Origin of the sequence: Streptomyces sp. TRM68416, assembly GCF_014596915.1 — a bacterium.
Classification (GTDB): Bacteria; Actinomycetota; Actinomycetes; order Streptomycetales; family Streptomycetaceae; genus Streptomyces.
In genome coordinates this window covers 1-3,897 of sequence record NZ_JACVWU010000056.1, presented here as the reverse complement: position 1 = coordinate 3,897, position 3,897 = coordinate 1, and the positions used below count along the sequence as shown (strand labels likewise).

Annotated in this window: 5 protein-coding genes; 3 read left to right on the top strand and 2 right to left on the bottom strand. The window is 70.0% G+C overall.

The genetic code is table 11. From position 1 onward, the window contains the following. Together ICC28_RS39800 and ICC28_RS39795 are read right to left on the bottom strand one after the other, a co-directional pair. Positions 1-850 (bottom strand): IS481 family transposase (locus ICC28_RS39800; RefSeq protein ID WP_188293755.1); only part of this gene is annotated, 850 nt, incomplete at its 3' end. 120 nt (positions 851-970) lie between these two features. Then, a protein-coding gene (locus tag ICC28_RS39795) for an IS5 family transposase (RefSeq protein WP_411158645.1) occupies positions 971-1,932 on the bottom strand; the annotation gives its coding sequence in 2 pieces (ribosomal slippage) (positions 971-1,518 and positions 1,518-1,932; 963 coding nt in all). Between the two features lie 76 nt (positions 1,933-2,008). Between ICC28_RS39795 and ICC28_RS39790 the strand changes: the two genes are divergently transcribed. From ICC28_RS39790 to ICC28_RS39785, 3 genes are all read left to right on the top strand, one after another. Beyond that, a complete protein-coding gene (locus ICC28_RS39790; RefSeq protein ID WP_188293754.1) occupies positions 2,009-2,563 on the top strand; it encodes a hypothetical protein in 555 nt (184 codons plus the stop codon). A 77-nt stretch (positions 2,564-2,640) separates the two neighbouring features. After that, the gene (locus ICC28_RS41010) at positions 2,641-3,732 is read left to right on the top strand and encodes a hypothetical protein (RefSeq protein WP_223190788.1); all 1,092 of its coding nucleotides are present in this window, start codon (positions 2,641-2,643) and stop codon (positions 3,730-3,732) included. Beyond that, positions 3,674-3,897, top strand: a 224-nt coding sequence (locus ICC28_RS39785) for a tetratricopeptide repeat protein (protein ID WP_223190786.1), incomplete at its 3' end; no start/stop codon positions are given. The genes ICC28_RS41010 and ICC28_RS39785, both read left to right, overlap by 59 nt.

Genomic DNA, 3,897 nt, shown 5'->3' with positions numbered 1-3,897 from the left:
CGCTGCGTTCGGTGTTGCTGTTGTAGGGCCGCAGATAGGCCCATTCGTCGAGCAGGGTGCGGTGGAAGCGTTCGACCTTGCCGTTCGTCTGGGGCCGCCAGGGGCGGGTCCAGCGGGGGCTGATGCCCAGGTCGTGGCAGGTGTCGCGCCAGGTGTTCTTGGTGTAGGCCCAAGCGTTGTCGGTCAGCACCCGCTCGACGGTCACACCACGTGCGGCGAACCAGGCGGCAGCCCGGTGCAGGAAGGCCGCGCAGGTGGCGGCTTTCTCGTCGGGCAGGTCTTCGGTGTAGGCCAGGTGGGAGTGGTCGTCCAGGGCAGTGTGCAGGTAGAGGTAGCCGTGGCCGGTGCGGGCCTGGTTCTTGCGGCCGGCTGCCCGGCCGAGGGCCTTGTGGCCGCCGCCGTCGGGGATGCGGCCGAGTTTCTTGACGTCGATGTGGACCAGTTCGCCGGGGCGGGCTCGTTCGTAGCGGCGGACGGGTTCGCCGGTGGCCCGGTCGGTGGCGGCCAGGACGGGCAGGCCGTGACGGTGCAGGATGCGGTGGGCGGTGGAGGCGGCGATGCCGGTGCGGGCGGCCAGCCGCACCGGTCCGATGCGGTGCTCGCGGCGTAGGCGCACGACTCGTTCCTCAACGATGTCCGGGGTGCGGCGGGGCTGGTGGTGGGGGCGGCTGGAGCGGTCTTGCATCCCGGCGGCTCCGTGCTTCCGGTAGCGTCCGGCCCAGCGTGCGGCGGTGGTGTGGCTGACCTGGAAGCGTTCCGCGGCCCGCCGCACGGGCCAGCGGTCCTCGACGACACACCGGGCCAGACGCAGCCTGCCGGTCGGCGTCAGCGGGGCGTTACGGTGGGACAACGAGGGCCTCCTGGGCGTCGGTTGTAGATCTCGCAATCCACACCGAACCCAGAGGCCCTCGCCCCGTTCAAGGACCACTCAAGGCGTGTCGCCTGTCACCAACGTCCCGGGACAGCACAACTAGGGCGCTTCTGATGGCTCTTGGATGATGTCTCGGAGCCAGATGACGACCGCTGTGACGGTCAGGGTGCCGTTGAAGATGTAGTCGCGTTTGTCGTAGCGCGTTGCGACAGCGCGGAACTGCTTCCACTTGTTCACGCACCGCTCGACGGCGCTGCGGCGGCGGTACTGCGTCTGGTCGAAGGCCGGCGGACGTCCGCCGGCCCGGCCCTTGCGCCGGCGCTTGGCCCGCTGGTCGTCGGGCTGGGCAATGGTTGCCTTGATTCCCCGTCCGCGCAGATAAGGGCGGTTGCCGCGGCTGGAGTACGCCTTGTCGCCGCGGACCCGGTCCGGGCGGCCCCGAGGTCGGCCCGGCCCGCGGCGCCGGATCCGTAAGCCCTCCAGCACAGGGACGAACATGAGGCTGTCGCCCCGCTGACCGGGAGAGGTCTGCCAGGTCAGCGGCCGGGCCCGGTCGTCGGACAGCAGATGGACTTTGCTGGTCAGTCCGCCCCGTGAGCGTCCCAGCGCCTCCCGCCCATCGGCCTCCACACGCGCACCGCCCCCTTTTGCGGGAAGTCGCGCGGTGGCCGGTGGCGGGCTCCGGCCGCGTGCTGGTGCGCCCGGCAGGAGGTGGAGTCGATGTTCACCGCCCATTCCTGGGTGCGCTGCCGGGTCTCCTCCTCGATGGCCTTGGCCAGTTGGCCATCGGGGTCGGTGGCACCGGCCTCGATCTGTAACTCTGCCAGGATCTGCTGCCAGGTCCCGTCCGCCGACCAGCGGCGATGCCGCTCATAAAGGGTTTGCCACGGTCCGTACCGCTCCGGCAGATCCGGCCAGGGCACACCGGTACGGGCCCGGAACAACACCCCGTTGATCACTCTGCGGTGATCAGCCCACTGCCCGCCAGGGTTGCCATTGACGGGCAGTAGCGGCTCGATCTTCTGCCACTGCGCGTCCGTCAGTTCATGCCGCCGCACCATAAGACGCCCCTGCCCAGCCCAAGCACTGATCCACCCACCCCAGCAAGAGCCATCAGAAGCGCCCTAGGCTTCCCGCATGGCCTCCGACGAAGAAACGCACCGCCCGGAACCCTCTTCGGAGGACACACAGGCCGACCCGCCGCCAGAAGGCAGCGATGGGAAGAAGCCCTTGCGCCGGCGCATCGCTGACGGATGGAACGGCCTTGGGGGCGCTGGCAAACTGGCTGTGATCGGCGGCGTGGTTGTTGCGGTGGTCGGAGGCATCGTCGCCGTCGCGCTCTCCAACCCTCGCGCGGCCGACCTCGACCCCGACTGTGACGACTCTGACGACAGCACCGACCAAGAACCCGTCACCCGCATGTATACCAACCATGCGGGCGGCTACTACCGATGCAGTCACAAGGGGTGCAGCAAGAAGATCAACCACATATACATGACCGATCACGACTGCTGCGGCCGGTGCTGGATCGGCAGAGACTGCATGACAGTCGCGGCAAGCGAGTGCGACGGCCCCGGCGGCTTCCCTCACACCTACCGCGATGCACTCCTGTTTCCCGGCGTCTGCACAATCTGTGACGAAAGACCGGAAGGGCACCGGTCAGACGATCCGCATCGCTGGCCGAACCGCTAGGGAAGGCGGTCGCGTCTGACCCGGTGCGGTGGAAGGCAGGCGTCAGTCGTCGTCCTCGTGGGGAGCGTCGGCGGAGATTGGGTTCAGCAACACCCCTGTGGCTGCTGGTGCTGGACAACATCGACGAGCCGCGAGGGGTCGGCCCGGAGGGCGAGACGGTGGCGCACTACCGGGGCTGGATCCGCCCGCACGGCGGCGGCCTGCTGCTGATCACCTCCCGGGACACCAGCACCGAGACCTGGGGGCCGCGCGCGGAGCTGCTGCCGCTGAAACCTCTGGCCGTCCCCGACGCCGGGCAGGTTCTGTTGGATGCGGCCCCTCGGGCCGGGACCGAGGAGCAGGCGCGGGAACTGGCGGAGCGGCTGGGCAGGCTGCCGCTCGCCCTGCACGCGGCCGGCCGCTACCTGGCCGCCCCCACCAGCCGCTACCGCTCCTTCGACCACTACCGGCAGGCCCTGGACACCGAACTGGACACGCTGCTGGGCGCCGAGCACCCCGACGCCTCCAACCCAGCCATCGCCCGCACGGTAGTCCGCCACACCTGGGAAGTGTCCCTGGACCAGCTCGCGGCCGAAGGCCACACACTGGCCCGCCCGCTGCTGCGGATCCTGGCCCTGCTCGCACCGGCCCCCATCCCTCTGTTCCTGATCACCCCCGGCCTGCTCACCGCCGCGTCCGGACATCCCGCCACCATCGTGGGTGTGGAAGCAGCTCTCGCCGGCCTGTACCGCTACGGCCTGCTCGGCCTGCCCGACAACTCCGCACCCCGGACATCACCAACGGCAGAGAACGATGACGACCCAGCCCAGCTGGTCCTGCATCCCCTGGTAAGGGAGATCAGCCCCCTCGCCCTGGCCGCCGACACCCCCGACCGCACCGCCTGGCACCAGGCCCTGACCGAACGGCTCATCGAAGCCGTTCACGACGCCACACAGGCAGGACCATCAGGGTGGCCCGCCGCCCGCCGCCCGCCGCCCGCCGCCCGCCGCCCGCCTCCTCGCCCCCCACCTGCCACTGCTCCTCCACCACACCACCGACGCAACCCTCCCCACAGCCCATGGCACCTTGGACAGCCTGGTCCTAGAGCTGTATGCAGCAGTCGCCCACCCGTTGCTGCCCGCGCTGTCCCAGCAACTCCTCCAGACCCAGACCCGCGTTCTGGGCCCTGACCACCCCGAGACCCTGGCCAGCCGCAACAACCTCGCCACCGCCCTGGTCGGGATGGGGGAGTTTGCGCGGGCGGCCGAGCTGCACCGGCAGACCTTCGACGACTGCACTCGCGTCCTGGGTCCCGACCATCCTCTCACCCTGGCCAGCCGCGACAACCTCGCCGA